This window comes from Pseudomonas baltica (genome assembly GCF_031880315.1).
Classification (GTDB): domain Bacteria; phylum Pseudomonadota; class Gammaproteobacteria; order Pseudomonadales; family Pseudomonadaceae; genus Aquipseudomonas.
The window spans coordinates 3724547-3740952 of record NZ_CP134771.1 but is presented as its reverse complement, the minus strand read 5'-3'; the positions used below and the strand labels follow the sequence as shown (position 1 = coordinate 3740952).

The 16406-nt window shown below is 63.3% G+C and carries 19 protein-coding genes; 11 read left to right on the top strand and 8 right to left on the bottom strand.

What is annotated here, in order from left to right; all coding sequences use genetic code 11:
- The first annotated feature begins 43 nt into the window (after positions 1-43).
- From REH34_RS16695 to REH34_RS16685, 3 genes are all read left to right on the top strand, one after another.
- Positions 44-331: a hypothetical protein gene (locus REH34_RS16695; protein ID WP_311968502.1), complete on the top strand. Its 288-nt coding sequence runs from the start codon at positions 44-46 to the stop codon at positions 329-331.
- A gap of 133 nt (positions 332-464) precedes the next feature.
- Positions 465-710, top strand: coding sequence for a TIGR02647 family protein (locus REH34_RS16690; RefSeq protein ID WP_311968501.1), 246 nt, complete (start codon positions 465-467; stop codon positions 708-710).
- A gap of 218 nt (positions 711-928) precedes the next feature.
- The gene (locus REH34_RS16685) at positions 929-3790 is read left to right on the top strand and encodes a class I adenylate cyclase (RefSeq protein ID WP_311968500.1); all 2862 of its coding nucleotides are present in this window, start codon (positions 929-931) and stop codon (positions 3788-3790) included.
- Here REH34_RS16685 and REH34_RS16680 read toward each other — a convergent pair.
- Together REH34_RS16680 and cyaY are read right to left on the bottom strand one after the other, a co-directional pair.
- The gene (locus REH34_RS16680) at positions 3761-4003 is read right to left on the bottom strand and encodes a DUF1289 domain-containing protein (RefSeq protein WP_226504023.1); all 243 of its coding nucleotides are present in this window, start codon (positions 4001-4003) and stop codon (positions 3761-3763) included. The genes REH34_RS16685 and REH34_RS16680 overlap by 30 nt on opposite strands.
- Positions 3993-4346: an iron donor protein CyaY gene (gene cyaY, locus REH34_RS16675; RefSeq protein ID WP_226504022.1), complete on the bottom strand. Its 354-nt coding sequence runs from the start codon at positions 4344-4346 to the stop codon at positions 3993-3995. Before cyaY ends, REH34_RS16680 begins: the two co-directional genes overlap by 11 nt.
- Before the next feature lie 328 nt (positions 4347-4674).
- Here cyaY and lptM point away from each other — a divergent pair, with 328 nt between their 5' ends.
- From lptM to REH34_RS16645, 6 genes are read left to right on the top strand one after another with little or no spacing between them, the layout of a single operon-like run.
- A complete protein-coding gene (lptM, locus tag REH34_RS16670) occupies positions 4675-4830 on the top strand; it encodes an LPS translocon maturation chaperone LptM (RefSeq protein WP_226504021.1) in 156 nt (51 codons plus the stop codon).
- A gap of 12 nt (positions 4831-4842) precedes the next feature.
- Positions 4843-6093 carry a diaminopimelate decarboxylase gene (lysA, locus tag REH34_RS16665; RefSeq protein ID WP_226504020.1) on the top strand — a complete coding sequence of 417 codons (1251 nt, stop codon included), beginning with the start codon at positions 4843-4845 and terminating at the stop codon, positions 6091-6093.
- 4 nt (positions 6094-6097) lie between these two features.
- The gene (gene dapF / locus REH34_RS16660; protein ID WP_311968499.1) at positions 6098-6928 is read left to right on the top strand and encodes a diaminopimelate epimerase; all 831 of its coding nucleotides are present in this window, start codon (positions 6098-6100) and stop codon (positions 6926-6928) included.
- Complete coding sequence (locus tag REH34_RS16655; RefSeq protein ID WP_226504018.1) at positions 6925-7614, top strand: DUF484 family protein; 690 nt, start codon at positions 6925-6927, stop codon at positions 7612-7614. Before dapF ends, REH34_RS16655 begins: the two co-directional genes overlap by 4 nt.
- Positions 7615-7616: 2 nt before the next feature.
- Positions 7617-8516 (top strand): tyrosine recombinase XerC, encoded by a 900-nt coding sequence (xerC, locus tag REH34_RS16650; RefSeq protein WP_226504017.1) that lies wholly within the window; start codon positions 7617-7619, stop codon positions 8514-8516.
- Positions 8513-9205 carry an HAD family hydrolase gene (locus REH34_RS16645; RefSeq protein ID WP_311968498.1) on the top strand — a complete coding sequence of 231 codons (693 nt, stop codon included), beginning with the start codon at positions 8513-8515 and terminating at the stop codon, positions 9203-9205. The genes xerC and REH34_RS16645 overlap by 4 nt, the downstream gene beginning before the upstream one ends.
- A gap of 89 nt (positions 9206-9294) precedes the next feature.
- Here the strand turns inward: REH34_RS16645 and sutA are convergent, their stop codons facing one another.
- The 4 genes from sutA to glnK all read right to left on the bottom strand — a co-directional run bounded on the left by sutA (position 9295) and on the right by glnK (position 12119).
- Positions 9295-9621, bottom strand: a complete 327-nt coding sequence (sutA, locus tag REH34_RS16640; RefSeq protein WP_226504015.1) for a transcriptional regulator SutA — start codon at positions 9619-9621, stop codon at positions 9295-9297.
- A 100-nt stretch (positions 9622-9721) separates the two neighbouring features.
- Positions 9722-10147: a secondary thiamine-phosphate synthase enzyme YjbQ gene (locus tag REH34_RS16635; RefSeq protein ID WP_311968497.1), complete on the bottom strand. Its 426-nt coding sequence runs from the start codon at positions 10145-10147 to the stop codon at positions 9722-9724.
- A 254-nt stretch (positions 10148-10401) separates the two neighbouring features.
- On the bottom strand, positions 10402-11745 hold the full coding sequence (locus REH34_RS16630) for an ammonium transporter (RefSeq protein WP_226504013.1): 1344 nt from the start codon (positions 11743-11745) through the stop codon (positions 10402-10404).
- A 35-nt stretch (positions 11746-11780) separates the two neighbouring features.
- Entirely contained in the window at positions 11781-12119 is a 339-nt protein-coding gene (glnK, locus tag REH34_RS16625; protein ID WP_002555808.1) for a P-II family nitrogen regulator, read from the bottom strand.
- Positions 12120-12531: 412 nt separating this feature from the next.
- Here glnK and REH34_RS16620 point away from each other — a divergent pair, with 412 nt between their 5' ends.
- Together REH34_RS16620 and REH34_RS16615 are read left to right on the top strand one after the other, a co-directional pair.
- On the top strand, positions 12532-12789 hold the full coding sequence (locus tag REH34_RS16620) for an accessory factor UbiK family protein (RefSeq protein WP_311968496.1): 258 nt from the start codon (positions 12532-12534) through the stop codon (positions 12787-12789).
- A 179-nt stretch (positions 12790-12968) separates the two neighbouring features.
- On the top strand, positions 12969-13889 hold the full coding sequence (locus REH34_RS16615; RefSeq protein WP_226504011.1) for a LysR family transcriptional regulator: 921 nt from the start codon (positions 12969-12971) through the stop codon (positions 13887-13889).
- A 78-nt stretch (positions 13890-13967) separates the two neighbouring features.
- Here the strand turns inward: REH34_RS16615 and REH34_RS16610 are convergent, their stop codons facing one another.
- Both REH34_RS16610 and REH34_RS16605 read right to left on the bottom strand, forming a co-directional pair.
- A complete protein-coding gene (locus tag REH34_RS16610) occupies positions 13968-14783 on the bottom strand; it encodes a DUF2135 domain-containing protein (protein ID WP_311968495.1) in 816 nt (271 codons plus the stop codon).
- 3 nt (positions 14784-14786) lie between these two features.
- On the bottom strand, positions 14787-16406 hold the full coding sequence (locus REH34_RS16605) for a DUF2300 domain-containing protein (RefSeq protein ID WP_311968494.1): 1620 nt from the start codon (positions 16404-16406) through the stop codon (positions 14787-14789).

The window sequence follows — 16406 nt, the reverse complement described above, 5'->3', positions numbered from 1 at the left end:
GGGGGATCGCCCCTCGCCAATCCCCTTTATGGAGGCTACGCCCATGAGCGAAGCGAACGACATCGAACAGGACGACGAAGAGCAATTCGTTGAATCTACCCTCACCCAAGCCATCGAGAACCAGCTGGAGAGCGGCGAGCCGGCAGCGGCCAAGGCCACCTACAACAAGCTCACGCTGGTCGGCTATGCCCATGACGACATCGTCGAATTGATGGCTCACGTGCTGGCCTACGAGATCGACGCCATGCTCGACGCCGACCGCCCGTTCGATACGCAGTGGTACGAAACCGCCCTGCGCGCCCTCCCGGAACTGCCCCCCGAGCGCGACTGAAACATTCCGACACTGCAAACCGGGCAGAACTTCCAGAGCCTGACTACACTTGAAAAACCCCGCTGCTACCAGTCGGGGTTGCCGCGGCCCGCATTGCCGCGTCCATAACAATAGTCCTGGAGCGCCTCTGTCTATGTCCTACTCCACCGAACTGATCGCCGAACTGGAAATCCTTGCCCTGTTCAATCTCGGCAATACTCAGGAAGGGCTGAAAATCCACCACACCGCCGCACCCCAGGCAATCGCCGCCGCGCAGCGCCTTCACGACAAAGAACTCATCACCCTCCAGGACGGTGGCTACCTCACGAGCCGCGGCATCCTCGCCGCCGAGCACGCGCAGTCGCTGCTCGATATCCTCAAGCTGCCCCAGGCGGCCTGATACCCCAGCCCTGAACAAATCCCTGTGGAAGCGGGCTTGCGCATCCGGCGGCGAATAGCTTGATGTGGTGCGCCTGCCGACGCCTTCGCGGCCAGAGCCCGCTCCCACAGGTCCGTAGCGTAAACCACCAATTAACCCTCAACATCCTGCCGATCACGCCGATAACCCGCTCAGAGCCCCCCGCTATCACACCCGGCCGGGGTGATTTTGAGTGTTAAATGACGCGCAACGACGAAATTCGCCCCGATCTGGATCAGGGGATCGACCGCAAGGTCCTCAGCCAGCTGCGCAAACGTTTCCTGGACATCAACCAGGGACGGATGGAGCGCGCGCTCGAGGGTTTCTCGGGTCGTCAGCAAGCCGTGCTCAAGCTGCTGCCGCTGTTCTTCCACGTCAATCACCCATTGCTCCCTGGCTATGTCTCCGGCTCCACACCCGCCGGCATCTCCACCTATGAACCCGAAGACGACGTGCTGGCCGAAGCCCAGCGCCTGACCCGCTCGTTCTCCTACAAGACCCGCCAGGGCAATCTGCCACGGCCGATTCTCGGGCTGTTCCTGATGGGCAGCCTGGGCACCCTGGCGCAAACCGAAAACAGCGACATGGACATGTGGGTCTGCCATGACGCCAGCCTCAGCGCTCAGGGCAAGGACGAACTGACGCGCAAATGCACGCTGCTGGAGGTCTGGGCCGAGAGCCAGGGCGCCGAAGCGCATTTTTTTCTGATCGACAGCGAACGCTTTGCCCAAGGCGAACGCGATGACGCCCTGAGCTCGGAAAACTGCGGCAGCACTCAGCATTACCTGCTGCTCGACGAGTTCTACCGCACCGCCATCTGGATGGCCGGACGCACGCCGTTGTGGTGGCTGGTGCCCGTGTACGAAGAGTCTCGCTACGCCGAGTACACCCACACGCTGCTGTCCAAGCGCTTCATCCGCGAGAACGAAGTGCTCGATCTGGGCCACATGGCGCACATTCCGCCAGGCGAGTTCATCGGTGCAGGCCTGTGGCAACTGTACAAAGGCATCGACTCGCCCTACAAATCGGTGCTCAAGCTGCTGCTGACCGAGGTCTACGCCAGCGAGCATCCCCACGTGCAATGCCTGAGCCTGCGCTTCAAGCAAGCGGTGTTCAGCCGCCAGCTCGACCTCGACGAATTCGACCCCTACGTGATGGTCTACCGCCGCATCGAGGAATACCTGCTGGCCCGCAACGAGCCCCAGCGCCTGGAACTGGTGCGCCGCGCGTTCTACCTCAAGGTCAACAAGAAGCTCAGCGGCCCGGCGCGCTTGCGCAGCCAGGGCTGGCAACGTCAGGTGCTGGAGAAACTCACCACCGAATGGCAGTGGGACGAACGTCAGCTGATGCTGCTCGACAGCCGCACCCAGTGGAAGGTCCGCCAGGTGGGCAGCGAGCGCCGCGCACTGATCAACGAACTCAACTACAGCTACCGCTTCCTCACCCAGTTCGCTCGCAACCAGCCGATGGGCACGCCCACCGATCGGCGCGACATGAATATCCTTGGCCGGCGCCTGTACGCCGCCTTCGAGCGCCGCGCCGGCAAGATCGAACACATCAACCCCGGCATCGCCCCGGACTTGGCCGAAGACACCCTCACCCTGGTGCAATCGCCCAACAAGCGCGAACCTGGCCAGACTCAGTGGGCGATCTTCACGGGCAATCTGGGCACTCAGGAGTGGGAGCACTTCTCGCCACTCAAACGTAGCCGCGAGCTGATCGAACTGCTCGCCTGGAGCCACCGCAACGGCGTGATCGACAGCAGCACGCGCATGGCCTTGCACCCAGGCACCAGCGACCTGACCGAATTCGAGCTGTTCAACCTGCTGGGCAGCCTGCAACAAAGCATCGATCTGGAGCACAGCGACGTCAGCGACGAACAATTGCTGCTGCCCAGCGTGCCGGCCGAAGTGCTGTTGATGGTCAATGTCGGGGTCGACCCGCTTGGTCACCATCGCGACCTGAACATCCTCATGACCACCGAGCGCACCGACTCGCTGAGTTACGCCGGGGTGCGGGAAAACCTGGTGTTGACCCTCGATCAAGTCATGATCAATAGCTGGAACGAAGTCCAGGTCAGCCGCTACGACAGCCCCCACGCGCTGCTCGATTGCTTGCGCGACTACCTCAACAGCCTGGTGTCCGAGCGCCCGGCGCCGCGCCTGCGGGTGCGTTGCTTCTGCCACAACCGCGCGTCGGCCATCGCCCAGCGGGTCGAAGCGCTATTCAATACCGCCCAGCAACTGCTTGAGTACGATCGCGGCTACCGTTACCTGTTCAAGGTCGAAAAGCACTATCACCTGCTCAAGCTGGTACGCGGCAACGTCAGCCACGTGGTGCTCGAAACCCTGCCGGCGCTGATCACCCAACTTGGCGAAGCCCAAGGCGGTTACAGCCCGCTACGGGTCGATGAGCATGCACTGGAGGGCCAGGATCTGGCGCTGGTGCTCGCCCAGGGCAAGCCCAACTGCGTGCAGGTGTTCTACCGCCAGTACGATCGCCAGGCGCAGCTATACGTACTCGATGAGTTCAACGTGCTGTGGTGCCAGCGCCTGCCCTTTCTCGACGAAAACACCCTGCTGGCGCCGCTGCAGCGCTTTTTTCATTCCATCCTGTTTCGCCGCGAGGCGCTACGGCCGATGGAAGACGGCTTCCCGGCGCCGGCGCTGGAACTGCGCTACTACCGGCTGATGCCTGCCGGCACGGCCACCGCGACCGGGCCGGCGCGCGCCGCTGAACCGCGGTTGGCGCCCCAGGGCGCGGTGGAGCGGCCGTTCTACGATATCCAGGCGATCATCGAACGCACTTCTGCCGATCAGCATCAGATCACGCTGTATTGCAATCAGATGGAATTCAGCGAGCTGGAACACGGCACGCAGCTGTACACCAAGGTGGCACAGCAGATCATCGCCCAGCGTACCGGCGGCGAGCGCTACCGGTGCTACATCACCGACCTGGACCTCTCCGGCGTGTTCACCGATAGCGCGCCGTCGACCCACGCCTACCTGCGCTACAAGACCGAGCTCGAACGCTCACTCAACAGCGCGCTGACCAGCCTCTGAGGCGAGGCGGCGCTGGCTGGCCTGCTCGCAGATCACGCGGCGCCGGGCATCGTCGGCCGAGCGCCATTCGCGGATGTCCTCGACGTGACGCAGGCACCCGCGGCACACACGGTGCTCGTCCAGCCGGCACAGGCTGATGCATGGCGACGGCACCGCCGGGCTGACATTGCTGTACAGCGGCTTGGGTGGTCGGACGGGGGTTTCAGCGCTCACTTTCGTCATCGACCGCGGTGAAGTCCAGCTTGCCGCCAGCCTGCTCCAGGACAATGCGAGTGAGCATTTCGCCCAGCAGCTCTTCGCTCTTGTCGCATTTCCAGTTGCTTTCCTCTTCGTCGTAGTCGAAGTGGAAGCCGCCGCTCTTCGCCGCCAGCCACAGCTGACGCAAGGGCTCCTGGCGGCTGAAGATCAAGGCGCCGCCGCCATCTTCGAACTTGACGGTCAACACGCCGGCCGAGATTTCCAGATCAGGGTCCAGGTCGCTGCTTTCGAAAATATCTTCCAGCGCTTGTTGGGTGGCATCGACCAGGTCGTGAAAACGGGCTTCGGTCAAACTCATTGCAAGAACCTCGAAAAGTGTCTGATGACGCTATAGCGCGGCACGATACGAGCAGCGCGCACCGAATGCAAAGATTAAAGACCTGCGGCTGTGTCTGTGGTGCTGGGCAAGCACGACCGGCCCCTTCGCGAGCAAGCTTTGCTCCCACGGGTGTACGGCTCAGATGCGGCAGTGCACTGTGGGAGCAAGGCTTGCCCGCGAAGGCGTCAGCCGCCTCGCCATCATCTGCCCAGCCCTGCCCCTGCACCACCCAGTCGGCTCGAATAGGCAAGGCGGCAGGGGCTGGGTATACTCGGGCGCAATTAATGCTTATACAAAGGATGTCGCCATGAAGCGCATGATTTCCTCCCTGGCTGCGCTTGTCGCGGTTGCCTGCCTTGTAAGTGCCTGTGGACAAAAAGGCCCGCTGTACATGCCCGATGGCAGCGCGTCGCCCGCCGACCAGGCCAAGTCGTCGCAGAGCAAAACCCACAAGCACTACTGATCAGGGACCACCATGGACGCTTTCAACTACCGCGGCGGTGAGCTGTTCGCGGAAAACGTCGCATTGTCTGCCCTTGCGCAGCGCTTCGGCACGCCCACCTATGTGTACTCCCGTGCCCACATCGAGGGCCAGTACCGCGCCTACGCCGATGCGCTGGTCGGCGTACCGCATCTGGTCTGCTACGCGGTCAAGGCCAACTCCAACCTCGCCGTGCTCAACGTCCTGGCCCGCCTGGGCGCAGGCTTCGACATCGTCTCCGGTGGCGAGCTCGAGCGCGTCCTGGCCGCCGGTGGCAAGGCCGACAAGATCGTCTTCTCAGGCGTCGGCAAGACCCGCGAAGACATGCGTCGCGCCCTGGAAGTCGGTGTGCACTGCTTCAACATCGAGTCCACCGACGAGCTGGAGCGCCTGCAAGTGGTCGCCGCCGAGCTGGGCAAGCGCGCGCCGATCTCCCTGCGCGTCAACCCCGATGTCGACGCCGGCACCCACCCGTACATTTCCACCGGGCTCAAGGAAAACAAGTTCGGCATCGCCATCGCTGACGCCGAAGACGTTTACATCCGCGCGTCGCAACTGCCCAACCTGGACGTCATCGGTGTCGACTGCCATATCGGTTCGCAACTGACCAGCCTGCCGCCCTTCCTCGACGCCCTTGATCGCCTGCTCGGCTTGATCGACCGTCTGGGTGACTGCGGCATCCACCTGCGCCACATCGACCTCGGTGGCGGCGTCGGCGTACGCTATCGCGACGAAGAGCCACCGCTGGTTGGCGACTACATCAAGGCCGTACGTGAGCGCATCGCCGGCCGCGATCTGGCGCTGGTGTTCGAACCCGGCCGTTATATCGTCGCCAACGCCGGCGTGCTGCTGACCCAGGTCGAATACCTCAAGCACACCGAATTCAAGGACTTCGCCATCGTCGATGCGGCCATGAACGACATGATTCGCCCGGCTCTATACCAGGCCTGGATGAACGTCACCGCCGTCTCTCCCCGTACCGACATCGCGCCGCGCGCCTACGATGTGGTCGGGCCGATCTGCGAAACCGGCGATTTTCTGGCCAAGGATCGGCAGCTGGCCATCGCCGAGGGCGATTTGCTGGCCCTGCATTCGGCCGGTGCCTACGGCTTCGTCATGAGCTCCAACTACAACACCCGTGGCCGCTGCGCCGAAGTGCTGGTCGATGGCGACCAGGCTTTCGAAGTGCGCCGCCGCGAGACCGTAGCCGAGCTGTATGCCGGCGAAAGCCTGCTGCCGGAGTAACCCCATGCTGCTGCGTTTTACCAAGATGCACGGCCTGGGCAACGACTTCATGGTCCTCGACCTGGTCAGCCAGCACGCGCACATCCAAGCCAAGCACGCCAAGCAATGGGGCGATCGCAATACCGGCATCGGCTTCGATCAACTGCTGATCGTCGAAGCACCGAGCAGCCCGGACGTCGACTTCCGCTACCGGATTTTCAATTCCGATGGTTCGGAAGTCGAGCAGTGCGGCAACGGTGCGCGCTGCTTCGCCCGCTTCGTGCTGGACAAACGCCTGACCGCCAAGAAGCTGATCCGCGTCGAAACCAAAGGCGGCGTGATCCAGCTCGATGTACGCAACGACGGCCAGATCAGCGTCGACATGGGCGCCCCGCGCCTGGTGCCGGCGGACATCCCGTTCCAGGCCCATGCCCGTGCGCTCACTTATGCGCTGGATGTCGAAGGCCGGACCGAGCAGATCTTTGCCGTATCGATGGGCAATCCCCACGCCGTGCTGCGCGTCGAGGACGTCAACAGCGCGCCGGTTCGCGAATTGGGGCCGAAGATCGAGCATCACCCGCGCTTCCCGCAGCGGGTCAACGTCGGCTTTATCCAGGTCATCGACCGTCATCGCGCGCAGTTGCGGGTGTGGGAACGTGGCGCCGGGGAAACCCAGGCGTGCGGGACCGGTGCCTGCGCTGCCGCCGTCGCGGCCATCAGTCAGGGCTGGATGGACTCGCCCGTTACCCTCGACCTCACCGGCGGACGCTTGTCCATCGAGTGGGCCGGCGAAGGCCATCCAGTGATCATGACGGGCCCTGCGGTTCGCGTGTATGAAGGACAAGTGCGCTTATGAGTGATCTGCCCGAAGGCCCGGTGCTGGCTGCCGAAGACGTTGCCGCCTACCTGCGCGAGCATGGCGACTTTTTCGTCGAGCACGAGGAGCTGTTGACCTCGTTGCGTCTGCCTCATCAGCGCGGCGATACCGTGTCGCTGGTGGAGCGGCAGATGAAGCTGCTGCGCGAGCGCAACATCGAGATGCGCCATCGGTTGTCACAACTGATGGACGTCGCACGCGACAACGATCGGCTGTTCGACAAGACGCGTCGACTGATCCTCGCCCTGCTGGACGCCGGCAGCCTCGAAGAAGTGGTCATGGCCGTCGAAGATAGCCTGCGCCAGGAATTCCAGGTGCCCTTCGTCAGCCTGATCCTGTTCAGCGATGCGCCAACGCCCGTGGGCCGCTCGATCACCAGCGCCGAAGCAAAGGGCGCCATCGGCGGCTTGCTCACCGACGGCAAAAGTGTGGCCGGGACCTTGCGCGATCACGAGCTGGACTTCCTCTTCGGCGAAGAGCAACGCAAGCAGATCGGCTCCACCGCGCTGGTCAATCTGAGCAGCGGCCAGGGCCTGCTGGCCATCGCCAGTCGCGATCCGCAGCACTACAAGAGCTCGGTGGGCACCTTGTTCCTCGGCTACATCGGCGAAGTCCTCAGCCGCGTACTGCCCCGCTTCACCAGCGCGCTGCGCTCGGTCCGCTAACCATGCAGACACCTCTGGACGCCTACTGCACGCATCTGCGCAGTGAGCGTCAGGTGTCGCCGCATACCCTCGATGCCTACCGTCGCGATCTCGACAAGGTCCTCGCGTTCTGCACCCAGGAAGGCCTCGGCACCTGGGCGGCATTGGATATCCAGCGCTTGCGCCGATTGGTGGCCAAGCTGCACCAGCACGGCCAATCGGCGCGCAGTATCGGCCGGTTGCTGAGCGCGGTGCGCGGCTTTTACCGCTATCTCAATCGCGAAGGCCTGTGCGACCACGATCCAGCCAACGGCCTGGCGCCCCCCAAAGGTGAACGTCGGCTGCCCAAGACCCTCGACACCGACCGCACCCTGCAGCTGCTGGAAGGCGCAGTGGAAGATGACTTCCTGGCGCAGCGCGACCAGGCCATCCTCGAACTGTTCTATTCGTCGGGCTTGCGCCTCTCGGAGCTGACCGGCCTCAATCTCGAGCAGCTAGACCTCGCCGACGGCCTGGTGCAGGTCCACGGCAAGGGCAGCAAGACCCGCGTGCTGCCCGTGGGCCGCAAAGCCCGTGAAGCACTGCAGCAATGGCTGCCGCTGCGCGCCCTGAGCAACCCCGCCGACGACGCCGTGTTCGTCAGCCAGCAGGGCCGACGCCTGGGGCCTCGGGCCATCCAGCTGCGAGTCAAGGCCGCCGGTGAGCGCGAGCTGGGGCAGAACCTGCATCCGCACATGCTGCGACACTCCTTCGCCAGCCATCTGCTGGAGTCCTCTCAAGACCTACGCGCGGTACAGGAGATGCTCGGCCACGCCGACATCGCCACCACGCAGATCTACACCCACCTGGACTTCCAGCACCTGGCTTCGGTCTACGACAACGCCCACCCCAGGGCCAAACGCAGTAAAGGCACCGACTCATGACGCTAGAGCTGATTACTTTCGACCTTGATGACACCCTGTGGGACACCGCGCCCACCATCGTCAGCGCCGAAGCCACGCTGCGCGATTGGCTGGCAGCCCATGCACCAGACCTGGGCCCGTTTCCTCGTGAAGCCTTGCTGGCCATTCGTACCCGAGTGGTGACGGCCGAGCCGGGCCTGCAGCACCGTATCAGTGCATTGCGCCGCCTGGTGCTCTTCCATGCGCTGCGCGATGCCGGATATGCAGAGACCGAGGCCAAGCGCCTGGGTGACGAGAGTTTCGAGGTGTTCCTGCAGGCGCGCCATCAAGTGGAGCTGTTCGCTGACGTGCTGCCGACGCTGGAGCAACTGGGCGAGCATTACACCTTGGGCGTGGTCACCAACGGCAATGCCGATGTACGCCGGCTGGGGCTGATGGAGCATTTCAAGTTCGCCCTGTGCGCCGAGGACCTGGGCATCGGCAAGCCCGATCCGGCGCCATTCCTGGAAGCCTTGCGCCTGGGCGGCGCCGAGGCTTCGCGCGCGGTACACGTAGGCGACCACCCGACCGACGACATCGCCGGTGCGCAACGAGCCGGGCTGCGGGCCATCTGGTACAACCCGCAGCGCAAGCCCTGGGAAGCCGAGCACACCCCGGATGCCGAGATCCACAGCCTGGCGCAGCTGCCCGAGACGCTGCGCAACCTCTAGCCGCAACCTGCTCTCACAGGGGATAGCACCAAACAGTCGCCCACAAAAAAACCCGCAGCGAAGGCGGGCTTTTTTGGGGACGCAAGCACTCAGATAGGGCGGCTACCGTACTTGTTGTCAGGCTTCTTGGGTGGATCTGCCACCACATTCGGCTCGACTTCCTGCACCTTGCCACCCCGCGACAGAAATTCTTCCATCGCGCGAGCCAGTGCATCGCGTTCCTTGTTCTTGGCCTCGATACTCGGCAACTCATCAACCGACACCGCCGCCTTGGATTTGCCACCCTTGGCCGCAGGGGCCGGGGCATCGTCACCACCGTCGTCAACCGGGTCCTCGGCGACTGCCTCCAGGCCTTCTTCGGTATCGTCCTCGTCACCCGCTTCGAGTTCGTCGTTTTCCAGATCATCGTCGCTCATTGTTCTACCTCATGACTTGCGAAAGCAGATTATTTATAGCCCAGCCGGGTCGCCTGTCGAGCCCTGCCGGGAAAAATTCATATCCGCTGCTTACCAGCGGTCAAACGTCCTCGCCATACAACGTGGCAAGCACCCTGCGGGCATCACCATGATCGCGGTGTTCGCCCAGATAGACACCTTGCCAGGTTCCTAGCGCAAGACGCCCATCGGTTACCGGTAACGTCAGCTGACAGCCTAACAAGCTCGCCTTGAAGTGCGCCGGCAGGTCGTCGTCGCCTTCGTCGTTGTGTTCAAAGCCTGCTGTTCCCTGTGGGATCAGCCGATTGAAGAAACGTTCGAAATCTCGACGTACCGCTGGGTCGGCATTTTCGTTGACGGTCAGGGACGCCGACGTGTGTTGCAGCAAAAAATGCACCAATCCGGTCCGACAGGCCCGCAGTTGCGGCAGCGCGGCCAGCAATTCATCGGTCACCAGATGAAAGCCCCGAGGGCGAGCCCGCAAGGTGATAGTGGTTTGCTGCCACATACGCTTCTCCAGACGTTCGGGGCGCATTCTAGCGCGCCGCGAGAAAAAACAAAGGGGGTCGTGCGCGGTTGATTGTGTGGGTGGGTAACAGACAATCGACAAGGGCTGGCGAGCTCCCGAGATGAGCCGTCTGCTCTGCACCGCAGCCGACGCTTTTCAGGAGCCGGCCCCCTCGCTAAGCGCCGCGTTTACAGATGACAAATGCCAGGCAAAAAAATGCCCGGCGAACCGGGCATTTTTCTTCAAGCGCAACGTTACAGGTTGTAACCACGCTCGTTGTGTTGCGCCAGGTCGAGGCCGACGGACTCTTCCTCTTCGCTTACACGCAGGCCCATGACCACGTCCAGCACCTTGAGGATGATGAACGTGACGATGGCGGTGTAGATGACGGTGAAGCCAACGCCTTTGCACTGGATCCAGACTTGTGCGCCGATGTCTTGCACGGTGCCGAAGCCGCCCAGCGAAGGCGCTGCGAATACACCGGTGAGGATCGCGCCGAGGATACCGCCGATACCGTGCACGCCGAAGGCGTCCAGGGAGTCGTCGTAGCCCAGTTTGCGCTTGAGGCTGGTGGCGCAGAAGAAGCACACCACGCCAGCGGACAGACCGATGACCAGCGAGCCCATCGGGCCAACGGTACCGGCAGCCGGGGTGATGGCAACCAGGCCAGCGACCACGCCCGAGGCAATGCCCAGTGCGCTTGGCTTACCGTGGGTCAGCCACTCGGCGAACATCCAGCCCAGCGCAGCGGCGGCGGTAGCGATCTGGGTAACCAGCATCGCCATACCGGCAGTACCGTTGGCCGCGGCAGCGGAACCGGCGTTGAAGCCGAACCAGCCGACCCACAGCATGGCCGCGCCGATCAAGGTGTAGCCCAGGTTGTGCGGGGCCATCGGGGTAGTCGGGTAGCCTTTGCGCTTGCCCAGTACCAGGCAAGCCACGAGGCCAGCCACACCAGCGTTGATGTGCACTACGGTGCCGCCAGCGAAGTCCAGGACGCCCCAGTCCCACAGCAGGCCACCGTTGCCACTCCAGACCATGTGCGCGATCGGCGCATAGACCAGGGTGAACCAAATGCCCATGAACACCAGCATGGCGGAGAATTTCATACGCTCGGCGAACGCACCGACGATAAGTGCCGGGGTAATGATCGCGAAGGTCATCTGGAAGGTGACGAACACCGCCTCAGGGAACAATGCCGCAGGACCGGTCAGGCTGGCGGGGGTGATACCGCTCAGGAAGGCCTTGGACATGCTGCCGACGAAGGAGTTGAAGTTGACGACGCCCTGTTCCATGCCCGTGGTGTCGAAGGCCATGCTGTAGCCGTAGATCATCCACAGAATGCTGATCAGGCCGGTGATGGCGAAGCACTGCATCATTACCGACAGGATGTTCTTGGTACGGACCATGCCGCCGTAGAACAGCGCCAAGCCAGGAATGGTCATGAACAGCACAAGCGCCGTAGACGTGAGCATCCACGCCGTGTCGCCGGAGTTGAGGACAGGGGCGACGGGGGCTGCCACCTCGTCTGCCATGGCCAGGCCTGGCATTACGAGGGACAACAGGGCTCCTAGCCCTGCGAATTGACGCAGAGTCATATTGTTTACTCCTGGGGCTTTATTATGAAGCGGCTTTAGATTGCGTCTGTATCGGTTTCGCCGGTACGGATCCGAATAGCCTGTTCCAGATTGACCACGAAGATCTTGCCGTCCCCGATCTTGCCGGTGTTGGCCGCCTTGGTGATCGCCTCGATTACCCGGTCCAGATCCTTGTCGTCGATAGCGACGTCGATCTTCACCTTGGGCAGAAAATCAACCACGTATTCCGCGCCGCGGTACAGCTCGGTGTGACCCTTCTGACGACCGAAGCCTTTGACTTCCGTGACAGTGATACCCTGCACGCCGATTTCCGACAGCGATTCGCGGACGTCGTCCAGCTTGAATGGCTTGATGATGGCAGTGACTAGCTTCATGAAACTCTCTCCCGAATTGGTGGACTTGCCCCAGGAAAACAAACCCAGCTCAAGTCTAAGCGCAGTAACTGGCTTTGTAACGCGTCGCCGGTCTTGCATCCCCAGACCGACACCAGAAACTGCTCCTTGCGAAACACTTCCCGCTCTGCCTGCGCACTGCATCGTCACAGCGACTGCATCAGTGCATGGGTCACTTGCGACTAAGCAGAAACCTTGCCATGTCTTGCAAACCCGGCGTTTTCCGCTGATTGCTCGGCGGCTGCCCGCTCTGCTCGGCGCTGCCACCCTTGAGTCGCACGCTGATGGTGCATGACGCCTGCACCTCATGCGCCAAAACCGTGCGCCGCGCACCGTTCATTGACTATAGACACTGCGTGATACACTGGGCGGCCTTATTCTCAGGATATTCGCCATGCTCGCCCCCAAAGCCCTTCTCGATGCCCTGAGCGATCACGCCTCGAAACTGTTCAGTGGCGACACTGCCCAGCCCAAGGCCGAGCTGGAGAGTCAATTCAAGGTTTTGCTGCAAAGTGGTTTCAGCAAGCTCGATCTGGTCAGCCGCGAAGAGTTCGACAGCCAGATGGTCGTGCTGGCCCGCACCCGGGCTCGCCTGGAAAGCCTCGAAGCCAAGGTCGCCGAGCTAGAAGCGCGCCTCGCTCAACAGCCCTGATTCAGCAGCGTCGCTGAGGGTCTCTTCGCGGGCAAACCTTGCTCCCACAGGAGCGCACCTTCCATTGCGGGAGCATGGCTTGCCCGCGACGGGGCCCGCACAGGCGAAACAGCTATTGCAGCAAACCCCGCGCTGTTCCTACACTCCGCTCTGACAAGGGATGAGCAGGAACACTGCCGATGAACCGCAATGAGTTGCGCAAGGCCGATATCAACCTGATGGTGGTGTTCGAAACCCTCATGCAGGAGCGCAACGTCACCCGCGCGGCAGAAAAACTGTTTCTGGGGCAGCCCACAATCAGTGCAGCGCTCAACCGATTACGCACCTTATTCAACGACCCACTCTTCGTCCGTGTCGGCCACCGCATGGAGCCCACCTCGCGCGCCGAAGAAATCATCCGCCACCTTGGCCCCGCGCTCGATGCCATGTCCGTGGCGCTGAGCCTGAGCCATGACTTCAACCCCATTACCAGCTCCATGACCTTTCGCGTCGGCCTCTCGGACGATGTCGAATTCGGCTTGCTGCCGCCCTTCCTGCGGGCGATGCGCGAAGAAGCGCCAAACATCGTGGTGGTAGTGCAGCACGTCGACTATTGGCGCATCCCCGACCTGCTGGCCAGCGGCGATATCACCGTCGGCATCAGCCAGACCCGCGGCCTGCCCGCCAACGCCAAGCGCAAGCTGCTGCGGCGCATGCATGCCCGAGTGCTGCGCGCGGATGCCTCGGATAAACCACTGACGCTGGACGAGTACTGCGCCCGCCCCCACGTCCTGGTATCGCACACCGCCAACACTTCGGGCATCGCCGATGAGTGGCTCGAAGAGATCGGGCGCAAACGCCGCGTGGTGCTCTCGGTGCCGCAGTTCAGTTCGCTGCCGGCTCTGCTGGCGGGCACCGACCTGCTCGCCGGCCTTCCCGATTACGCCGCCAGGGCCATGGCCAAATGGGGCAACCTGTTCGACGAGCCGGTGCCCTTCGACACCCCGCCGCTGGACCTGTCGATGGTCTGGCTGAGCGTCATGGACACCGACCCGGCCGAACGCTGGCTGCGCTCGCGGCTGGAGATGTATATGGGCGATCGGGCCGGGTTGGCGCTTTGATGTTTAACGCTCAGGCGAGCTGCCAGGGGTTGATCAGTTGCACGCCGAGATGTTCGAAATCCTTGCGATTACGCGTCCTCAGGGATAGCTGAACGCCTTCACCAACGTCAGCTCGCCCACCGCGCGCATGGGCACTACGAAGGTTTCGATCTTCTCGCTCGGCGTGCCCTCCTCGGTAATCACCGTCACTTGGGCCGTGGTCAGTGGCTGCACGGCATCCTCCTGGCCGTCCTCATCGCTGCGATAGCCGCCGCCGAAGTAGTTCAGGTACACCAGATACTGGCCCTTGATCGGCGCCGGCATGGAGAAGATCTCCGGGCCATAGCCGGTGGTCACATCGACATCCAGAGCGGCGCCGTTGGCGGCGACCCGGTCGCCGTACCAGATATGCGCGCCGTCGGGCGTGACCACATGCAAGTCCAGGTCAGTGCCGTCGCTGTCCCATGACAGCAACACGCGCAACTTGGCCGGGGTGGCGCCGCTGCCGGCATTGATGAACTGCGTGCGATGGCGTTGCTGGCCGTCAGGACTGCGCACCTCGACGCTGTTGCTGCCCCTGGGGAACGAGAATGGCCGATCGAAACGGCCGGCCTCGTCGATCTTCAACGGCATGCTCACGCCGTTGACGATCAAGCGCCCCGGCTCGGCTGATTTGGGCGTGGCCTTGATCTGCCCGGCGATGCGCGCTGTGTTGGCCTGCCCCACCGGGGTGTTGACCGACGAGGCCGGGTAGTTGACGGTCTGCTGGTAGTGCTCGCCGTCGCCGTCGACCGCACCGGAATGCCAGCCGCCCACCGGAGTATCGAGCTTGATTGCGGCGTCGGCGGCGAACGTCGCCGGCCAGGCGCCACAGCAGCAGATGAACAGGAAGACCTGCGGATAACGGAGTGTCATGGCCTATTCCAGCAAAAGATGACGGGCGAGCCCTTCGATGTAGGTTTCATCCTGACCGTTGGGATGTGCGTCAAAGGCCAGGTGCAGGTATTCGTGGGTCAGGTCGAGACGGTCTTGCAGCGACAGCACGCCGCGTACGTAGATGCGTTGGCGCTCGCGGTCGACGTAGGGCCGGCCAAACGCCAGGCGGCAGACCGCAAAGGTGCTGACTTCGTTGTAACCGACTTGGTTTTCCAGGCGCTGGCGCCAGGCTCGCCGCTGGCTTTGCAGCCAGTCCTGAGCCGCAGGCAGGGCCTCGCAGGAAGCGACGGGGTTGTCCCAACGGCTGAGGCTGGCGCGCGGGTAGGCGTGCAGCAGGATCGCATCGAAGCGCTGCCCGGCGTTGGCCTGCTCGACGGCCTGCTGCCAGGAGAGTTTGTCCGGCCCCGGCTGATCGGAGTGGTAGGTGACACTGCTGCCAGCCAGCACCAGGTCGCTGGTCCAGGCGGCAATCGCCCGCGAATCGGCAGCGGCCGGGCGCGGCGCTACACGTTGTCGGTTGCTGCTGTCATCGATGCTCAGGCAGTCGCCGCTGCGCGTTGCGTTCTGCAGCAGGTAGGTGCGAATGGCGATCGCCAGGGCCTTGGCGGCCTCGGCAGGCTCGGGCCGGGCTTCGCGCTGTAGCACGCGGGCGACGTATTCTTCGCGGTCCAGGCGCGCCACCAGCTTGTCGTTGAGCAAGAACAGCTCGCCGTCGCTGTGAATCGCCAACTGGTTGCCGTTGCTGAACGCCACCCGGTAGTCGCCCTGCAACGGTCCGCTCGGTGCCACGCGATCACCGCTCAGCACCTGCGCGATCGGATAACGGGAAAACAGCCTGACTTCGACGCAACGCCCGGCGTCTGCCGGCCAGTCCACCGGCACTATTTCAGCCAGTGCCTGCGCGTAATGGCGCAGCACCATCTGACTGGTCCCGCGCCCACCGGCCCAGATGGGCGTGCCATCGGCCGTCCACCCGCCAAAGCCGCCCTGGCGCGAGGTCGGGTCCTGATCACCCAGCCAGCTCCAGGTTTTCACCCGCAAGCGCCCGCCCAGCTCGCCCACCACATCGCCGTCCGCCGCGTTGAGCACCACATCCAGCAGCACGCGACGCATCTGCGCCTGCGCTGGCAATACCGCCAGCACGTTCAGCAGTTCGGCCACCGGCACTCGCGTCGAAGGCTGCAAAAAGGCCAGGTCGAGCAACCACTGGGGCGCCTGCCGCGCCTGCCAGTAATCGCGCCAATCCTGCGCGGTAATGCCCAGACGCCCCGGCTCGAAGTACAACCCGCAGGACTTCACCAGCGCCTGATCGCGCTCGATGCTGGCGCCGGCAGTGCAGCAATAGACTTCGTCCTTGGCTTGGCCGCGACAGGTGTACGGCGGCTCATGGGCATCGGTATCCACCAGCCAGCTGTAGACGAACATCTTCCACAGGCTGCCCAGCGGCGCCTGCAAGTCGGGCGGCAGGGGTTCACGGGCAATCAGCTGCGTTGGGCTGAGTGTCAGCAGTTCGCCCCTGAAGCCCAGGCGCAGGGGCTCCTCCTGCGCCGTCGCCAGCGCAGGTAGCAGACACAGCAATAACCAGAACAGAGGCCGGGTCAT